Annotated in this window: 15 protein-coding genes and 3 tRNA genes; 12 read left to right on the top strand and 6 right to left on the bottom strand. The window is 70.4% G+C overall.

The features are described from left to right. Positions 1 to 5 precede the first annotated feature (5 nt). The gene (locus A6048_RS13025; RefSeq protein ID WP_107746124.1) at positions 6 to 500 is read right to left on the bottom strand and encodes a YajQ family cyclic di-GMP-binding protein; all 495 of its coding nucleotides are present in this window, start codon (positions 498 to 500) and stop codon (positions 6 to 8) included. Positions 501 to 645: 145 nt separating this feature from the next. Here A6048_RS13025 and A6048_RS13020 point away from each other — a divergent pair. From A6048_RS13020 to A6048_RS12995, 6 genes are all read left to right on the top strand, one after another. Continuing rightward, positions 646 to 728, top strand: a tRNA-Tyr gene (locus A6048_RS13020). 175 nt (positions 729 to 903) lie between these two features. Next, positions 904 to 1,998, top strand: a complete 1,095-nt coding sequence (locus tag A6048_RS13015; RefSeq protein WP_107746126.1) for a polyprenyl synthetase family protein — start codon at positions 904 to 906, stop codon at positions 1,996 to 1,998. Further along, positions 1,995 to 2,876 (top strand): phytoene/squalene synthase family protein, encoded by an 882-nt coding sequence (locus A6048_RS13010; RefSeq protein ID WP_107746128.1) that lies wholly within the window; start codon positions 1,995 to 1,997, stop codon positions 2,874 to 2,876. Before A6048_RS13015 ends, A6048_RS13010 begins: the two co-directional genes overlap by 4 nt. Then, on the top strand, positions 2,873 to 4,627 hold the full coding sequence (crtI, locus tag A6048_RS13005; RefSeq protein ID WP_244911009.1) for a phytoene desaturase family protein: 1,755 nt from the start codon (positions 2,873 to 2,875) through the stop codon (positions 4,625 to 4,627). The genes A6048_RS13010 and crtI overlap by 4 nt, the downstream gene beginning before the upstream one ends. After that, positions 4,624 to 5,001 carry a lycopene cyclase domain-containing protein gene (locus A6048_RS13000; protein WP_107746131.1) on the top strand — a complete coding sequence of 126 codons (378 nt, stop codon included), beginning with the start codon at positions 4,624 to 4,626 and terminating at the stop codon, positions 4,999 to 5,001. The genes crtI and A6048_RS13000 overlap by 4 nt, the downstream gene beginning before the upstream one ends. Then, complete coding sequence (locus A6048_RS12995; protein WP_107746133.1) at positions 4,998 to 6,296, top strand: prenyltransferase; 1,299 nt, start codon at positions 4,998 to 5,000, stop codon at positions 6,294 to 6,296. Before A6048_RS13000 ends, A6048_RS12995 begins: the two co-directional genes overlap by 4 nt. A 25-nt stretch (positions 6,297 to 6,321) precedes the next feature. Here the strand turns inward: A6048_RS12995 and A6048_RS12990 are convergent, their stop codons facing one another. Further along, the gene (locus A6048_RS12990; RefSeq protein ID WP_107746135.1) at positions 6,322 to 7,044 is read right to left on the bottom strand and encodes a glycosyltransferase family 2 protein; all 723 of its coding nucleotides are present in this window, start codon (positions 7,042 to 7,044) and stop codon (positions 6,322 to 6,324) included. Positions 7,045 to 7,174: 130 nt separating this feature from the next. Here A6048_RS12990 and A6048_RS12985 point away from each other — a divergent pair. After that, a tRNA-Thr gene (locus A6048_RS12985) sits at positions 7,175 to 7,247 on the top strand. Between the two features lie 42 nt (positions 7,248 to 7,289). Next, a tRNA-Met gene (locus A6048_RS12980) sits at positions 7,290 to 7,363 on the top strand. Between the two features lie 60 nt (positions 7,364 to 7,423). Here A6048_RS12980 and A6048_RS12975 read toward each other — a convergent pair. From A6048_RS12975 to A6048_RS12965, 3 genes are read right to left on the bottom strand one after another with little or no spacing between them, the layout of a single operon-like run. After that, positions 7,424 to 8,947: a tripartite tricarboxylate transporter permease gene (locus A6048_RS12975; RefSeq protein WP_107746137.1), complete on the bottom strand. Its 1,524-nt coding sequence runs from the start codon at positions 8,945 to 8,947 to the stop codon at positions 7,424 to 7,426. Continuing rightward, entirely contained in the window at positions 8,935 to 9,648 is a 714-nt protein-coding gene (locus tag A6048_RS12970; protein WP_200837330.1) for a tripartite tricarboxylate transporter TctB family protein, read from the bottom strand. Before A6048_RS12970 ends, A6048_RS12975 begins: the two co-directional genes overlap by 13 nt. Next, positions 9,645 to 10,622, bottom strand: a complete 978-nt coding sequence (locus A6048_RS12965) for a Bug family tripartite tricarboxylate transporter substrate binding protein (protein WP_107746139.1) — start codon at positions 10,620 to 10,622, stop codon at positions 9,645 to 9,647. The genes A6048_RS12970 and A6048_RS12965 overlap by 4 nt, the downstream gene beginning before the upstream one ends. 181 nt (positions 10,623 to 10,803) lie before the next feature. Between A6048_RS12965 and A6048_RS12960 the strand changes: the two genes are divergently transcribed. Beyond that, a complete protein-coding gene (locus tag A6048_RS12960; RefSeq protein WP_159110247.1) occupies positions 10,804 to 12,126 on the top strand; it encodes a sensor histidine kinase in 1,323 nt (440 codons plus the stop codon). Then, complete coding sequence (locus tag A6048_RS12955; protein ID WP_107746143.1) at positions 12,123 to 12,860, top strand: response regulator; 738 nt, start codon at positions 12,123 to 12,125, stop codon at positions 12,858 to 12,860. Before A6048_RS12960 ends, A6048_RS12955 begins: the two co-directional genes overlap by 4 nt. Before the next feature lie 71 nt (positions 12,861 to 12,931). Here A6048_RS12955 and A6048_RS12950 read toward each other — a convergent pair whose 3' ends face one another. Next, on the bottom strand, positions 12,932 to 14,593 hold the full coding sequence (locus A6048_RS12950; RefSeq protein ID WP_107746145.1) for an acetolactate synthase: 1,662 nt from the start codon (positions 14,591 to 14,593) through the stop codon (positions 12,932 to 12,934). Positions 14,594 to 14,815: 222 nt separating this feature from the next. On the opposite strand from A6048_RS12950, the gene hadA reads away from it, so the two are divergent. Both hadA and A6048_RS12940 read left to right on the top strand, forming a co-directional pair. Next, entirely contained in the window at positions 14,816 to 15,217 is a 402-nt protein-coding gene (gene hadA, locus A6048_RS12945) for a (3R)-hydroxyacyl-ACP dehydratase subunit HadA (RefSeq protein WP_107746147.1), read from the top strand. Further along, on the top strand, positions 15,214 to 15,708 hold the full coding sequence (locus tag A6048_RS12940) for a MaoC/PaaZ C-terminal domain-containing protein (protein WP_107746149.1): 495 nt from the start codon (positions 15,214 to 15,216) through the stop codon (positions 15,706 to 15,708). Before hadA ends, A6048_RS12940 begins: the two co-directional genes overlap by 4 nt. Positions 15,709 to 15,903 lie beyond the last annotated feature (195 nt).

The following is a 15,903-nucleotide window of genomic DNA, read 5'->3' as shown; positions in this document are numbered from 1 at the left end:
TCGATCTACCGGTAGTTGGTGAACTGCAGCGCGACCTCGAGGTCGGCCTTCTTGAGCAGCTGCATGCACTCCTGCAGGTCGTCGCGCTTCTTGGACGACACCCGGATCTCCTCGCCCTGGATCTGCGCCTTGACGCCCTTGGGGCCCTCGTCGCGCAGGAGCTTGGTGATCTTCTTGGCGTTCTCCTTGTCGATGCCCTGCTTGAGGGTGCCGACCAGGCGGAACCCCTTGCCCGACGGCATCGGCTCACCCACCTCCAGCGCCTTCATGCTCAGGCCCCGGCGGACCAGCTTCTCGATGAACACGTCCTTGGCGGCCATCACACGGTCCTCGGAGTCCGCGACGATCTCCACCGCGTCGTCGCCCTTCCACTCGATGCCGGTGTCGGTGCCGCGGAAGTCGTAGCGGGTCCCCAGCTCCTTGGCGGCCTGGTTGAGGGCGTTGTCCACCTCCTGGCGGTCGAACTCCGAGACGATGTCGAACGAGGACTCCGAGGCCATGGATGCGCTCCTTCTGGTGGTGGGGGGTCGATCCCGGCCAGGTTACCCGGCCGGGCCAGCGGCTCAGGCCGCGCCGCCCGCCCCCGATTTGGCACCGGGGGTCACCTGCGTTGTATCGTGTCGTAGCGCCCCCCAGAGGGTGCACGCCAGATTGCCCGAGCGGCCAAAGGGAGCGGATTGTAAATCCGTCGGCTTATGCCTACGTTGGTTCGAATCCATCATCTGGCACGCGAGACCCCCGCCACAAGCGGGGGTCTTCGTGCATTTCCGGGCCGCGATAGTGTGACCGTGTGACACCGTGGACTTTCGCGGCTCTGGGTGCCGAACGCCAGCGCGCCGCATCTCGTCGAAAAGATTCGAGGTGAGGGGTATCCACGACAGGGTCGGCTCCGAACAACAGGACATGACACTGGCTTCGGTAACCGCCGCCCAGCGGATGACCTCTCGTGACCTTCCCGAGGGCCTGGGCCCCGCCGTCGACGACTGGGTGGCGGACCTCGACCACACCACCCGATCCGGCAAGGGCATGCGGTCCGCGCTGTTCGACGTCGTCTACACGCACGCCGGCGGGGACGACGAGGCGGTGCGCGCCGCAGCCTGTCAGGCGCTCGAACTCCTCCACGAGGCGTTCCTCGTCCACGATGACGTGGCCGACGGCGACGACCACCGGAGAGGCCGGCCGAACCTGCAGGGGCGCACCACGGCGCGCGCCGCCGACTCGGGTCTACCCCGTGAGACCGCTGCGCACGTCGGAATGGTGGGGGGACTCCTCGGCGGGGACCTCCTGCTGGTGGCCGCGATGGGGGAGTTCGCGCGACTGCCCGTGTCGGCTCAGGTGCTGCACCGCGCCATGGCGGAGGTCGAGCGGGCGGTGGTGGCCTCCATCGTCGGGGAGTACGCGGACGTGCACGGGGCGGCCCACGGCGAGCCGACCACGCAGGAGCGCGCGCTGGCGATCGGCGCCGCCAAGACCGCGGCCTACTCCGTGACCCTGCCGTTGGTGCTGGGCGTGGTGCTGGCCGGGGGGCCGGAGGAGTTGATCCCCCCGCTTCGTGAGACCGGCCGTCACCTGGGGACCGCGTATCAGGTGATCGATGACGTCCTCGGCGTCTTCGGCGACCCGGCGGTGACCGGCAAGTCCAACGAGGGTGATCTGGTGCGCCGGGCCCCCACGGTGCTGCTCGCGTTCGCCTCCGCCACCGAGGAATGGCCGCGAATCGACACCGCGCTCGGTGGTACCGGATTCGGCCGTGCCCGCGCTGAGCGTGTCCACCCGGACCGTGCTGACTCCGATCGTGCTGACCCCGGTCGTGCCCACCCGGATCCGGCGACCGCGCGGTCGCTCCTGGCCGAGTGCGGCGCCCGAGAGCACGCGTTGGGGCTCGCCGAGGACCTGGTGACCGCCGCCCGCGCCGCACTGGACTCCCCGGCCGTCCCGCACGACCTTCGGGGCGCGCTCGACACCCACCTGGCCACCGCCCTCGAGAGGACCCGATGACCCCGCAGAGCCCGCACGCCGAGTTCACGGAGGCTGCCCGCAAGTGCAGCGACGTGATCCTGCGCCGGTACTCCACCTCGTTCGCCCTGGCCTGCCGGCTGCTGGCGCCGGCCACCCGGCCGCACGTCGCCGCGATCTACGCGTGGGCCCGGGTCGGGGACGAGGTCGTCGACGGAGCGATGGACGACCCTGTCGCGGCCCGCGAGCTCATCGCCGACGCCCGCCGACGGACCCACCGCGCGGTCGAGCGCGGCCTCGACCCGGACCCGATCACCCACGCCTTCGCCGACACCGCCCGTCGGTTCGGGATCGGTGCCCGGTTGATCGACCCGTTCTACGACTCCATGGAGGCGGACCTGGAGGTCACCGAGCACACCGAGGAGTCGTTGCGCCGGTACATCCACGGTTCGGCGGAGGTGATCGGGGAGATGTGTCTGCGGACGTTCGCCGGTGGGGGACTGGGTGACGACGACGAGATGGCCGCCGGAGCGCGCGCGCTCGGTTCTGCGTTCCAGAAGGTCAACTTCCTCCGGGACATCCGGGAGGACTCTCTGGAACTCGGTCGCAACTACCTGCCGGGACGTGACCCGCGGGCGCTGACCGACCGGGACCTCGCCGAACTCGCCAACGACGTGGACGCGGACCTGCGCATCGCCCGCGCCTCGATCGAGGGCATCCCCGGGCGGGACCGGCTCGCGGTGCTGGCCGCTCACGACCTGTTCGCCGAGCTCAACGACCGCCTCCGGGCGGCCGGCGCGGCCGGGGTGAGTGCGGGCCGCGTCCGGGTGCCCAACCCGGTCAAGCTCGCCGTGATCGGCCGGGCCGCCTCGGGTCGGGGACGATCCGGCGCGGTGCGCGGACGGGCGGTCGTGCGATGAGCGCCCGGAGTCTCCTCGGGTCGGGCGCCCGCGCACTGACCGGCCGACTGCCCGGCGCGCACGCGCGCCGTCCTGCCCCGGACGGACCCGTCGTGGTGGTGGGCGGCGGGATCGCCGGCCTGGCCACTGCCGCGCTGCTCGCTCGCGAGGGTCGCGACGTCACGCTGGTCGAGGCCATGGACGAGGTGGGCGGTCGCGCCGGCAGCTGGTCGGCCGACGGGTTCCGGTTCGACACCGGCCCGTCCTGGTACCTGATGCCCGAGGTGTTCGACCACTTCTTCCGGCTCTGCGGCTCCTCCGCCGCCGAGCAACTGGACCTGGTCCGCCTGGATCCCGGCTACCGCGTCTACTTCGAGGGCCTCACCGACCCGGTCGACATCCGCTCGGACCGCGAGGCGTCGCAGGCGCTGTTCGAGTCGCTCGAGCCGGGTGCCGGTTCCGCGCTGGGCAGGTACCTCGACTCGGCCAGGACCACCTACGACCTGGCCCTGCGCCGGTTCCTCTACACCAACTTCACCTCCTACCCGGCCCTGGTGCGGCCGGACGTGCTGGCCCGCTCGGGTGCGCTGGTGGCGCGGCTCGTGCAGCCGTTGCATTCCTTCGTCTCCCGCCGCTTCACCGATCGCCGGATCCAGCAGATCCTGGGATACCCGGCCGTGTTCCTGGGTTCCTCGCCGTACCTGGCGCCCTCGATCTACCACCTGATGAGCCACCTCGACCTCACCGACGGGGTGCTGTACCCGCGCGGAGGGTTCACCGAGGTCATCGCCGCCGTCCGGCGGGTGGCCGAGGCGCAGGGGGTGCGCATCCACACCGGCACCGAGGCGGTGGAACTCACCACCTCCGAGGGCGGATCGAACGGCGGGACCGTCGGAGCCCGGGCCCGGGTGACCGGCGTCCGGGTGCGTGACCGGACCGGTGCCGAGCGGACGCTGCCCGCCGGCCTCGTCGTCGGCGCTGCCGACCTGCACCACCTCGAGACCCGGTGGCTCCCGGAGAAGCTCCGCACCTACCCGCAGTCCTACTGGGACTCGAAGATGCCCGGACCCGGCGCTCTGCTCATGCTGCTCGGCGTGAAGGGCGAGCTGCCGCAGTTGGCGCACCACACCCTGCTGTTCACCGATCGGTGGGAGGAGGGCTTCGACGCCATCTTCGGCGACTCCACCCACATCCCCGATCCGGCCTCGCTCTACGTGTGCCGGCCCAGCGCGACCGATGACGAGGGTGCCGGCATCGCTCCCGCCGGGCACGAGAACCTCTTCGTCCTGGTCCCCATCCCCGCCGATCCGGGCCTCGGCCACGGCGGAGTGGGCGGCGCCGGTGACGCGACCATCGAGGCGGCAGCCGACCAGGCGATCGCCCAGATCGCCGACTGGACCGGCATCCCGGATCTGGCCGAGCGGGTGGTGGTCCGCCGCACCATCGCGCCGGCCGATCTGGAGGACGACCTCGGTGCGTGGCGCGGCACCGCCCTCGGCCCCGCCCACACGCTGGCGCAGAGCGCGTTCTTCCGGACCCGCAACGTCTCCAGGCACGTCGACGGTCTCTACTACGCGGGGGCGTCCACCATTCCCGGGATCGGGTTGCCGATGTGCCTGATCAGCGCCGAGCTGGTGCTCAAACACGTCCGCGGCGACACGAGAACGGCCCCGGTGGCGGAACCCGGCGGCGGCACGGTGTTCGATAGAACCGTGATCGACAGAGCTGTGTCCGATAATTCGGCGTCCGGCCCATCGGTGTCCGACAGGTGATCGGGCTGGCCTATCTCCTGGTCCAGGTGGTCTCGTTCGCCGGCATCCTGGTGATCGATCATCGCTGGAAACTGGCGGCGTTCCGCGCGCCCGCCGCCGCGGCGCTCGCCGTCACCGCCTCTGTGGCGCTCCTACTCACCTGGGACGTCCTCGGCGTGCGCAGCGGCGTGTTCTTCCGCGGTCAGACCGACTTCATGACCGGGCTGACCGTGGCGCCGGAGATCCCGTTCGAGGAGGTCGTGTTCCTGGCGTTCCTGTCCCACCTCGCGCTGGTGTGCGCGGCGGGCGTCTCGCGCGCGGTCGAGCACCGATCGCGGGTCTCTCGGACCTCCCACGATTCCGGCGTCGCCCGGACGACGGGGGAGCGCCGGTGACCAGCCTGTACACGACCCTCAACCTCACCATGTCCATCCCCGTGGTGGCCGTCGCCCTCCTCGCGGCCTGGCGCCTGCGCGGGGCCGAGAAACGCCGGTGGCTGATCGGGGTGGGCGGCGCGCTGCTGATCCTCATGATCCTCACCGCGGTCTTCGACAACATCATGATCTCGGCCGGTCTCGTGGCCTACGACGACGAGCTGACCAGCGGAATCCGCCTGGGCGTCGCGCCCATCGAGGACTTCGCCTACGCCGTGGCCGCGGCCGTGTTCGTCCCGTCGGTGTGGGCGCTGCTCACCGCCGCCCCGCGCGTCGGGGCCGAGGTGGGGAATCCGACGGTGTCGGGTCGGGGGGACGCCTCGCTGGCGCGCGCCTCGGATCATGGTGACGACGACGAGGTCCGCACCCCCGAGCGGCCTGCGGCACCCGGCCTGCTGACCACGCTGTTCTGGTCGTCCCGGCCGGTGTCGTGGGTCAACACCGCCGCGCCGTTCGCGCTGGCGTACTTCCTGGCCACCGGGGGGTTCGACCTCATCGGCGTGATCGGCACGTTCTTCTTCCTGGTGCCGTACAACCTCGCGATGTACGGGATCAATGACGTCTTCGACTACGAGTCGGACCTGCGCAACCCGCGCAAGGGCGGGGTCGAGGGTTCCGTGCTCGAGCGGTCCCGCCACACCGCCACGCTCGTGGCCTCCGCCGTGACCACCGTGCCGTTCCTCGTGTACCTGGTGCTGGTGGGCTCGTGGGAGTCGTCACTGTGGCTCGCCGCGAGCGCGTTCGCCGTGATCGCGTACAGCGCCAAGGGGCTGCGGTTCAAGGAGATCCCGTTCCTGGACTCGGTCACCTCCGCGTTCCACTTCGTCTCCCCGGCGATCGTCGGCTGGACCATCGCCGGTGAGGAGCTGACCGGGGGAGTGTGGGCGTGCCTGATCGCCTTCATGCTGTGGGGCGCCGCCTCGCAGGCCTTCGGGGCCATCCAGGACGTGCGGTTCGACCGCGAGGCGGGCCTCAAGTCCGTCGCCACCGTGCTCGGGGCACGGGCCGCGGTGTGGTTCGCGCTGGCCTGCTACGCCGCCGCGGTGGTGGTCCTTCTGGCCGCGGCACCGTGGCCCGCCTCCGGGGCCGCGTTCGCGATCCTGCCGTACCTGGCCACCGTGGCGGCCTACGTCAGGGTCACCGACGCCGACGCCGAGCGCACCAACGAGGGGTGGAAGCGTTTCCTGGTGCTCAACATGTTGGCCGGCTTCTGTGTGACCCAGATCGTCCTGTGGTCGGTGCTCGTCTGGTCCTGACGAGCCCTCGGGACAGAGGCGGGGCTCAGCGCTGGACGCGCTCCATCCAGCGCTGCGAGGGCGGGCTGGCGCGCCAGTTGCGGGCGATCGTCCGGAACGCCCTGGAGAAGCGCCTGCGCATCGCGGCGGGATCATCGAACGGGCGCGCTGAGATACCCACGGTCAAGGTGCGGTCCACCCGGAGCCGGTCGCCGGCCCCGAACTGGAACGACAGGTCGATGTCGTCGTGCAACTCCGGATCGGATCGGTTGACCCCGTCGCGGGCGCGATGCCACGCCTCGCGACGCATCGCCAGATTCGACCCGAACAGCACCGGGTGAGCCATAGCCGCGCCCACGGAGAAGAAGTACGCGTCCATGTAGAGCAACTGCGCGGCGCGGGCCCGCCAGCCGCTCAGTCCGATGAACTCGCCCGGGCCGGAGATCGCGACGAGCTCCGGGTCCTCGGCGAAGGCGCGCTCGATCCGTGCCGTCCAGTCCGGGCCGGGGCGGGAGTCCGCATCCAGTCGGGCGATCACGTCGCCGGTGGCCGAGTCATAGCCGGTGGCGGCGGCCGAGGGGATGCCGCGCACGGCCTCGGCGACCACACGGGCACCGGCCTCGCGGGCCACATCGACGCTGTTGTCGGCGCAGCCGTTGTCCACCACCACGATCTCATCGGGTAGCCGGGTCTGAGAGCGGAGAGCGACCAGGCACCCCGCGAGTTCGTGAGCGTCGTCGAGGACGGGGACGACCACGGAGATGCGCATGTTCCTCATCCTGCCAGCGGACCTCCGAACGCGCCCAACCGGGCGATTTGTGCCCCGTTCGAGCGTGTGTGTAATCTGCTAGAGGCTTTCACCCCGAGCCGCGGAGAGCTTCCGCGACCCGGAGTGGCCTGCCCCCTTAGCTCAGTCGGTAGAGCGTTTCCATGGTAAGGAAAAGGTCGTCGGTTCGATTCCGACAGGGGGCTCGCACTGTGCGGGGCGGTTCGACCGCCCGACTGGCAGGGCATGCCGGTGTAGCTCAGCTGGTTAGAGCGCACGACTCATAATCGTGAGGTCGGGGGATCGAGTCCCCCCACCGGTACCGATCAGGTTCGCGAAGGCCGTCCACGTGTCGTGGACGGCCTTCGCGTTATTTGTCGAACTACCGTGCGGCGAGCACGGTCCTGCGGCGACGATGGCGGGTGTGCTGGATGATGCTCGCGGCCACCGCTGCGGCCAGCAGCGCGTACAGCACGATGGTGATGTGCGAGGAGAACAGGATCGCCACATCACCCTCGGACTGCGCCAGTGACCGACGCAGTTCTATCTCCGCCAGTGGGCCGAGGATCGCGGCGATCAGGACCGGGGCCAGCGGGATCGAGTACCGCCGCATCAGGAATCCCACCACTCCGATCGCGATCACCATCCAGAGGTCCAGCGTGGAGGAGGAGATCGCGTAGGTGCCGAGCATCGCGATGACGGTGACCCCGGCGTACAGATAGTGGCGAGGGATCAGGAGTAGCTTCGCCCAGACCGCGGCGAACGGCAGGTTGATGATCAACAGGATGATCAGACCGACGAACAGGCTGGCGAGCAGCGGCCAGACCAGCGCGGCGCTCGTCTCGAACAGTAGGGGACCGGGCTGCATCCCGTATTGCTGGAACGCGGCCAGCATCATCGCGGCCGTCGCCGAGGTCGGCAGTCCCAGGACGAGCAGCGCGCCCATCGCGCTGCCCGCGGTGGCGTTGCCGGCGGCCTCGGGCGCGGCGACGCCCTGGAGCGCTCCGCGGGTACCGAAGTCGGGGTCATTCCGCCGCTTGGCCAGAGCCTTCTCGGTTCCGTAGGCGAGGAACGTGGGAACCTCGGAGCCGCCGACGGGGATCGTGCCGAAGGGGAGACCGAATGCGGTGCCGCGGAGGAAGGCGGGGACGATCCTGCGCATCTCCTTGCGCGTCGGGAACGGTGAGCCCTCGGTCTTCACCGGTCCGCCGGTCAGGGTCTCGCGGTGGATCCGCGACGCCTGGTGCAGTACCTCACCGAGAGCCAGCAGGCCGACGGTGATCACGATGATCGAGATGCCCTCGAACAGGGCCGGGTTCTCGAGTGTGAAGCGTTGGGTGCCGGTCATCGAGTCGGTGCCGACCAGCGCGAGCGCGAGCCCCAGCCCGAGTGCGGCGAGACCCCGCACGACGGACTCGGCGACGACCGCCGAGATGGCGACGAAGGCGAAGACGGCGAGCGCGAAGTACTCCGGTGACGAGAACGCCCGCGCGAGCAGGATCAGGTAGGGGGAGAGCATGACCACGCAGGCACACGCGATCATGCCGCCGGTGAAGGCGCCGATCGCCGAGATGCCCAGTGCTTTGGCGGCCCGGCCGTCCAAGGCCATCCGGTGGCCCTCGAACGTCGTCGCTATGGCCGACGAGTTGCCCGGGGTGTTGAGCAGGATCCCCGAGGTCGAGTCACCGAACAGTCCGCCGAAGTAGATGCTGGCGAACATGATGAAGGCGCCGGTCGGATCGAGTGTGAAGGTGACCGGGAGGAGCAGGGCGACCGCCATCGCGGAGCCGAGTCCGGGCAGGACACCCACAGCGGTACCGAGGACGGCACCGATCAGCAGGAGGGTGAGGTTCATCGGGGTCAGGACCCCGGCCAGGCCCTCGCCCAGGAGGCTCAGTTGCTCCATGGCAGTACTCCTTCCAGGATGCCGGGGGGCAGACCCAGCCCGAGACCGGCCGAGAAGGCGATCTGGATGACGGACGCGAAGATCACCGAGACGGCGACGTCGAACAGTGGGCGTCTACTGCCCAGGGCGTAGCTGACCACCCAGAACAGCGCGCTGGCGGTGACCAGCCAGCCGACCGGTTGGAGCGTGAGCGCGAACGCCACGAGCCCGCCGAGCACGATCCCGATGGTGCGGTAGTCGACGGGCACGTATCCCGTGCCGACGGCCGAGGGCGGTGGTGGCGTACCGGTGGGGGCATCGGACTCCTGTGAGGGATCCGCGTCCTCCGTTCGGGTCGTGCCGCTAGCCGCCCGGGTCTCACCGGGGTGGTCGATCGCGGCCAGATCCTCGAGCATGTCGGTGGACAGCTGGCCCATCGTCGAGGTGGCCTCGGTGTGCCGAGGGTTGCGGATGACGTTGACCGCCAGCAGCCCACCGGTGAGCACCAGGAACGCGGCGACCAGGCCGGGGAAGAACTGCGGCCCGGGGGTTCCTGCTCCGTCGGGGACGTCCATCTGGACGATCTGCACGATCATGAAGGCGGCGATCGCCAGGATGCCGGCGGCGAAGCCCAACTCGGTCCGTTTGCGCCACCAGCGCGTTCTGCTGCCCGGCTGAGCATGCGGAACCGCGGTGCTCGCCGGGTCGGTCGAGGTACTCACTGGCCCAACTCCTTGATGATCTCTTCGGTCGACGCGACTTCGGCGTCGAGGAACCGCTCGAACTGTTCGCCTGCCATGAACGAGTCGGTCCAGTCATTGCGGTCGAGGGTGTCGCGCCACTCCTCGGTGTCGCGCATCTCCGTGAGGATCGCGATCAGTTCGTCACGGACCTCGTCCGGGATGTCCGGTGGGGCGACCAGCCCGCGCCAGTTCGACATGGACACGTCCACTCCCTGTTCGATGAAGGTCTGGGTGGGAATCTCCTCGAGAGGTGTCGCCGAGGAGATACCGAGCGCTCGGAGTTCGCCCACCTCGATCTGGGCGGCGAAGTCGTTGGCACTCGAGATGGCCCCCACAGCGGAACCGCTGATCATCGCGCGCACGACCTCACCGCCACCGGCGTAGGCGATGTAGTTGGTCAGGGACGGGTCGATGCCGGCAGCGTCGGCGAGCATTCCCGTGAGCAGATGGTCGATGCTCCCCAAGGACCCGCCCGCGATCGCCATCCCCGGACGCTCTCGCCATGCCGCCATGAACTCGTCCAGCGTCTGATAGGGCGAGTTCGCGGGGACCACGAGCACGTTGTAGTCGTCCGCGAGACGTGCAATGGGCGTCGTGTCTTCGAGCGTGGCGTCGGAATCCTGCAGGATCACTCCGCCCACCATCACGCCGCCGGTGACCAGGAGCGAATCGGTGCGTCCGGCGAGTTGCACGAACTGGGTCAGTCCGATGGTGCCGGCCGCCCCGGGGACGTTGCGGACGCGGACGGCGTTGACGATCCCGTTGGACATCAGGGCCTGCTGTGCCTCTCGGCCGAATGTGTCCCACCCGCCGCCGGGGGCGGCCGGCGCGATGATGTTCAGTTGTGTCCGCGCGTTGTCGCCGCCGCCCGAGCTGCTGGCATCGGTCACCGCGACCGTGGTCAGCCCGACGGCTAGTACCACGGTCACGATGCGGGCAAGGTGTTGTCGCATCCACGGTCCTTCCTGGTTCTCGGTGCCAGAGGCGCCACCGAGGGATGAGCTGAGCATGGAATGTCGACGTGTGATGTGGGGCACAACTAGGGTTTGTGCTCATTGATGCTCACGCCGTCCGGCCGGGGCGTGGCCTGGGATGTATCGGGTCGGACATGGTGCGATGGAGGAAAGGGCCGAAGTGGCGCAGTACTCGGAGTGGCTTCTGAGGCGGAGATTCCGACTGGTCGTGGTCCTGCTGATCCAGTGCGCCATCGTGGTGACGTGTGTCGGCCTGACGGCCTACGCCGCGGCACGCGTCCAGGAACGACAGGGGCGCGAGGCCATGACCGAGCGCGTCCTGGCGGTCGCCCGCAGTCTCGCGGAGCTCGACCAGGTGCGGGACGCCATCGGGCGGGTCGACGCGGAGCAGGAGCTGCAACCGTTGACCGAGCTGATCCAGCAGGCCTCGGGTGTCGACTACGTGGTGATCAGTGACGCCGAGGGGATCCGGATCACCCACCCGGTGCCCGCAGCGCGCGGCCGACCGGTCTCGACCGACCCGTCGGGCGTGCTGGCGGGAGCCACATTCGTCGGCACCGAGGAGGGGACGATCGGTACGACGCTGCGCGCCAAGGTGCCCGTGTACCGCGGCGGTGACGTCATCGGCGCGGCATCGGTGGGCGTTCTCGAGTCCGAGATCGCCGCCGATCTGCGGTCGAGTCTCATGGAGATGGCCCCGTGGGTGCTGCTGGCGGTGCTGGTCGGGTTGACCGGGGCCGCCGGCGTCTCCGCCGCGATCGGCGCCAGGGTCCGGAGGTTGGAAGCGGAGAACGCCGAACTGGGTGAGCAGCGCCGGCTCTCCAGAGCGCTCCGGGAGCAGACCCATGAGTTCCGGACACGGATACACGCGGTCTACGGACTGGTCGAGAGTGGCGAAGTCGACGCGGCGCTGGAGTACCTGGCCGAACTGGCACCGGTCACCGGTACGGATTCCCGGGACAGCGTCGTTGCCGATCCGCGGATGCGCGCAGTGCTGGGGGCGATGACCGCCGAGTACGAGTCACAGGGGGGACGACTGGAGATCGACCCACTGACATCGATCGACGCGGGTGCACTCGACTCGGACGACGTGTCACTGGTCTCCAATCTGGTGCTCAATGCGACGGAGGCGGCCGGCCCCGGCGGGCACGTCCACGTGCTCGTACTCGCAGACGAGTTGGGGACCGAGGTGGCGGTCGCAGATGACGGCCCGGGTGTGGACCCGCAGGCGTTGCCGACGATGATGGAGCACGGCTATTCCACCAAGGAACCGGGTGACCGGAATGCGACGCGGGGGGTGGGTCTCGCGGTGGTCTGGCAGATCATTCAGGATCGTCGCGGCGACATAGAGGTGGGACGGTCGTCCGACGGCGGGGCACTGTTCACCGTGCGGCTCCCCGCATCCCCAGGCCCAGGACGCAAGGCCGGCCACGACCGTGCTGTCGGGGACCGTGGCGGTGCGGGCGTGCGGGGGAGACGATGACGTACGAGGGACAGAGCGGCCGCCCCATCCGGACACTGATCGTCGACGACGATCCGGTCGCGCGCCGCCTGCACAGTCGGTACGTGGAGAGCGTTCCGGGATTCAGTGTGACCGCTGCGGTCGCGGACGGTCAGGGTGCCGTGGGCTGGGTGGCCGGAGGCGGGGTCGACCTGATGCTGCTCGACATCGGTCTGCCGGGATTCAGCGGGATCGAGGTGTTGCACCGGGTCAGGATGATCTCCCGCCGCCCGATCAGCGTGATCGTGGTGAGCTCGCTCCGGGATCGCATCACCGTCCGGCAGGCGCTGTCCGGCCAGGTCGTGGGATACCTGGTCAAGCCCTTCACCCGGGCCGCGATGGTCGAGCGGCTTGAGCGGTTCCGTACCGAGTACGCGGCCGGGCCACCGGCCGAGCTCGACACGTTCGGCCAGGGGGAGATCGATGCCCTGCTGCAGAGGGGGCCGGGCGTGACGTCCACGGGCTCGGCGACGGACGGGCCGGTCCCCGCCCGGCTGCCCAAGGGGTTGTCCGAACCGACGCTGGCCGCGGTACTCGCCGCACTGGACGATGGCGCCGGTCACTCGGCGGCGGAGGTGGCACGCGCCAGTGGTGCCTCCCGCGCGACCGTGCGTCGCTACCTCGATCATCTGCACCGGGGCGGCGCCGTCGACGTGTCGCACCGCTACGGGGGCCGCGGTCGACCGGAGCTGCTCTACCGGATCGTCGTGTCCTGACACCCGATGGAGAGTGGGTCGCGCCAGCTCACGGCCAGCTCACGGCCAGCTCGCGCCAGCTCGCGCCCGGCTCACACCCCGAACGTCGACCGGGGATAGCCGGCCTCTACATCTGTCACGACATTCACCAGGTACGGCACCCCACTGGCGAACGCGCGGTCCAGGGCGGGGCCGATATCTGCGGGATCAGTGACCATCTCGCCGGCCCCGCCGAGCGACTTGACCACCTCGTCGTACCGGGTGCGCGGGGCGAGGTCGGCGATCACATCGTAGCCGTACAGCATCTGCATCGGCCCCTTCTCCAGGCCCCACGCCCCGTTGTTGCCCATCACCATCACCACGGGCAGGTTGTGCCGCACGAGGGTGTCCACGTCGATCAACGAGAACCCGGCCGCGCCGTCGCCGAGCAGCAGCACCACCTGGCTCGACGGTCGGGCGATCCGGGCGGCGATCGCCGCGCCCAGTCCCGCGCCGAGGCAGCCGAACGGGCCGGGGTCGAGCCAGTTCCCGGGACGGGCGGGCTCGATGAACTTGCCGGCGAAGGACACGAAGTCGCCGCCGTCGCCGATCACCACCGCGTCCTCGGACAGCCGCGGCAGCAGTTCGCCGTAGATCCGTGCCGGGTGGATGGGGTCGGCGCTCGCGCTGAACAGCTCGAGGTCGGCGGCGTGCGTGGCGTCGGCCTTCTCCCGCAACGACCGCGCCCACCCGCTCCAGTCCGGCCTGGTCGACCGTCGCTGCACCGCCTCGGTGAGTGCGTCCAGTACCTGGCCCAGGTCGCCGGCCGTGGCGACGGCGGGGTCGGCGTGGCGGCTGAGCTGGCCCTCGGAATCGGCGACGTGCACCACTGTCGCCGGTTCTGCACCGTCCTTGCCGCCGAACACGCCGTACCCCAGGCGGAAGTCCAGCGGGGTTCCCACCACCACGACGAGGTCGGCGCTCCCGAACGCCATGCCGCGCGCCTTGGACACCAGGAGCGTGTGACCCGCGGGGACGACCCCTCGGCCCATTCCGTTGGGGATCGCGGGCAGGCCGAGTGTGTCCACGCAGCGTAGAGCTGCCACCTCCGCCCCGTCGGCCCAGACGTCCGAACCCAACACCAGGACGGGGCGCTGTGCGCCCACCAGCAGGTCGGCGATCCGGTCGACCGCGTCGGTGTCGGGGGAGCGGTCCGGGCCCGGGTCGGACCCCGGCCCCGGACGCACGGACTCGCACTGGTCGAAGAAGTGGTCCATGTGCACGTCCAGGAACGCCGGACCCCGGTGCGCGGAGCGCGCGGCGGTAAAGGCGCGGTGCGTGGCGTCGGCGATGTCGGCGGTGTCGCGGGCCGTCTCGGCGGACACCGTCACCGACTCCACCAGTGGGATGTGGTCGAACTCCTGCAGGCTGCCGGTGCCCCACCGGCCGGCGGGTGCGCGCCCGCCCAGCACCACCATGGGGGCGCCGGAGAACGAGGCCTGGGAGATCGCGCTGATCCCGTTGGTCACGCCGGGCCCGGCGGTGAGGACCGCCAACCCGGGGGAGCGGGTGAGCTTGCCCGTGGCCTCGGCGGCGAACGCGGCGGTCTGCTCGTGCCGCACGTCCAGCAGGGAGATCCCGTGGTCCTCCTTCTCCGCCGCGTCGTACATCGGGAAGACGTGCGCGCCGGAGAGGGTGAACATGGTCCGTACCCCGTGGGCGGCGGCGACGGCGGTGGCGTGGGACCCGCCGTGGCCCGCCACCGGGCCGTGCACCGCAGGTCTGCGCTCTCCGGCCCCGTGAGCCCTGGCCCCGTTCGTGCCGGCTCCGTTCGTGCCGGCCCCGTGCTCCCCCGATCCCCGCTCGTCTCGGTCCTGTCCTGCCGGATCGTTCTGGCTCACGAGCGCTCTCCCTGGTCGACTGACCCCACCGTAGGAGCCACAGGCCGCGCGCATCAGCGGTTCCGGGCGGAATCGGCTCGGGTAGCGTCGGCGAGCGTGAGCACAGACAACGCAGACGCGCACGTCGTCGTCGTCACCGGGGACCCCGTCACCGTCACCGCCGAGGTGGTGGCGCGTTTCGCCGAGGCCGTCGGCGCGCCCTCCGGTCAGGTCCCCGCCACGCTGGCCGCCGCCCTGACCGCGCCGGTCCAGCGCGCGGTGATGGAGCACCCCGACCTGCGGATCGACCTCTCCCGAACCCTCCACACCGCCCAGTCCTCCGAGCACCACAGGCCCATCGCGGTGGGCGACACCCTCACCGCCACGGCGACGGTCACCGGAGTGCGGTCCGCACGGGGTGGCCGGATGATCGGCTTCGACACCGTGCTGCGCGACCTGACCGGCGCCCCCGTCCAGTCGCTGAGCAGCGCGCTGCTCACCGCGGAGGTGGAGGGATGACGACGGACGAACCGACGGGCACGAGCGATCCGACGTTGGACCATCCGACGACGACGAGGCGGCCGGAGCCCGGCGAGCCGATCCGGGCCCGCAGCCTGCCGATCACGCGCGAGGACCTGCGCCGCTACGCCGAGGCCTCCGGCGACCACAACCCCATCCACCTCAGCGACGAGGCCGCGCAGACGCTCGGTCTGCCCGGTGTGGTGGCGCACGGGATGCTGACCTCGGCACTGGCGATCGGGGTCGTGGCCGAGTGGGCCGGGGGAGCGGACAGGGTGGTGGCCACCTCGATCCGGTTCGCCGGGCCGGTGGTGGTCCCCGCCGACACCCCCGCACTGCTGGAGGTGGCCGGCACGGTCAAGAAGGTTGCCGACGACGGCTCCACGGCAGAGGTGGCGCTCGCGGTGACCTGTGGCGGGGCGAAGGTGTTCGGAAAGGCGATCGTGACCGTCTCGCTCCTCCGCGACCGAAACGTGGCAGCGTCCGGATAGCGGCAGTGTCCGGATAGCGGGAGCGCCCGGGTGATCGCAGCGTCCGGGGAGTGGCGCCCGAGGCGTCCCGGGAGTGACTGGTTCGGCACGATTTAGGGTCACTGCCGGGGCTGTCGTACACTTCAGACGCCCGACCGCCCGCGGTCGCGAGCCGCGCTGCCTGAGGTAGCCGCCGACACTGTAGAGTCGAGGCGT

Origin of the sequence: Dietzia psychralcaliphila (genome assembly GCF_003096095.1) — a bacterium.
Lineage (GTDB): Bacteria > Actinomycetota > Actinomycetes > Mycobacteriales > Mycobacteriaceae > Dietzia > Dietzia psychralcaliphila.
This window is presented reverse-complemented; position numbering and strand designations above follow the sequence as displayed.

What these genes read in the sequence shown, in the direction of transcription:
- crtI (WP_244911009.1), top strand. Translation starts at nt 2,873, where the DNA reads ATGAGCGCCCGGAGTCTCCTCGGGTCGGGCGCCCGCGCACTGACCGGC.
- A6048_RS12990 (WP_107746135.1), bottom strand. Translation starts at nt 7,044, where the DNA reads ATGCGCATCTCCGTGGTCGTCCCCGTCCTCGACGACGCTCACGAACTC.
- A6048_RS13015 (WP_107746126.1), top strand. Translation starts at nt 904, where the DNA reads ATGACACTGGCTTCGGTAACCGCCGCCCAGCGGATGACCTCTCGTGAC.
- A6048_RS13025 (WP_107746124.1), bottom strand. Translation starts at nt 500, where the DNA reads ATGGCCTCGGAGTCCTCGTTCGACATCGTCTCGGAGTTCGACCGCCAG.
- A6048_RS12940 (WP_107746149.1), top strand. Translation starts at nt 15,214, where the DNA reads ATGACGACGGACGAACCGACGGGCACGAGCGATCCGACGTTGGACCAT.
- A6048_RS12955 (WP_107746143.1), top strand. Translation starts at nt 12,123, where the DNA reads ATGACGTACGAGGGACAGAGCGGCCGCCCCATCCGGACACTGATCGTC.
- A6048_RS12965 (WP_107746139.1), bottom strand. Translation starts at nt 10,622, where the DNA reads ATGCGACAACACCTTGCCCGCATCGTGACCGTGGTACTAGCCGTCGGG.
- A6048_RS13010 (WP_107746128.1), top strand. Translation starts at nt 1,995, where the DNA reads ATGACCCCGCAGAGCCCGCACGCCGAGTTCACGGAGGCTGCCCGCAAG.
- A6048_RS12975 (WP_107746137.1), bottom strand. Translation starts at nt 8,947, where the DNA reads ATGGAGCAACTGAGCCTCCTGGGCGAGGGCCTGGCCGGGGTCCTGACC.